This window comes from Paenibacillus agaridevorans, assembly GCF_003112455.1.
GTDB classification, from domain to species: Bacteria; Bacillota; Bacilli; order Paenibacillales; family Paenibacillaceae; genus Pristimantibacillus; species Pristimantibacillus agaridevorans.
The window spans coordinates 1-771 of the sequence record NZ_BDQX01000435.1; the positions used below are offsets into that span (position 1 = coordinate 1).

At 47.7% G+C, this 771-nt stretch carries 1 protein-coding gene; it reads right to left on the bottom strand.

Annotated elements, in window-relative coordinates; all coding sequences use genetic code 11:
* Positions 1-771: apiosidase-like domain-containing protein (locus PAT3040_RS33435; protein WP_146200631.1), on the bottom strand; the 771-nt coding region annotated here is incomplete at both ends.

The following is a 771-nucleotide window of genomic DNA, read 5'->3' on the forward strand; positions in this document are numbered from 1 at the left end:
TTAGCTTCCACCACTGCAAGCTTTCATAGAAGTTCTTGAAATGCGTCATCTGTGAGCCGCCCGCGGCATTTAATCCATCAAACCAACGATAGTAGGGACCATAGGGAAACCAACTATCTGTCGAATCATTGATGGCCCAGACGCCCTGCACGCCATATCCAAAACCGAAGGCGCCGTTGGAGAAGGCCCTATATGGAGTGGAACGCGCCTCATCTGTTGTGACCCGATTAAATTCATAGCCTGTTTCATAAGCAACATAAGGTTTTGTTGCGTTATACTCCCAGAAGGTTTGATAACCGTCTTTTTGCAGATTGGACGGCTGTACGCCAAACCAGGAATGATAGTCCTTTTCTGCCCACCCTGAAATACTTGCATCTCCGCCTTCCATGTGTGCAGTTAAAGGTTGACGATAAGCGTCATTATCATATATTGCCTTTGCAATCCGATGCCAATAATCATTGAACTCATGGCCAGGATCTACTTCCTGCGCAGTCGTCCACAGGACTGGATAGGCTCCAAATCTCGCTTGCCAGTATTTGCCCAGTTTCTCAAGCAATACAGGATCGGTTACATTCAGGATGGATCTGAAGGTAAAGGCAGCATTCGCATGAACAAGTCCGGCATCCGCGACATATTGAAACTTCCGGTCCAGATCCTGAAGTCGTCCCAGATGCCCGGATCCTATCCCATTGGAGACATCGAGGTAGTTGCCGGTCATATATAACGGCTGGGATTGATAGACTGTAAATCCTTGACTGACACGATGATCGA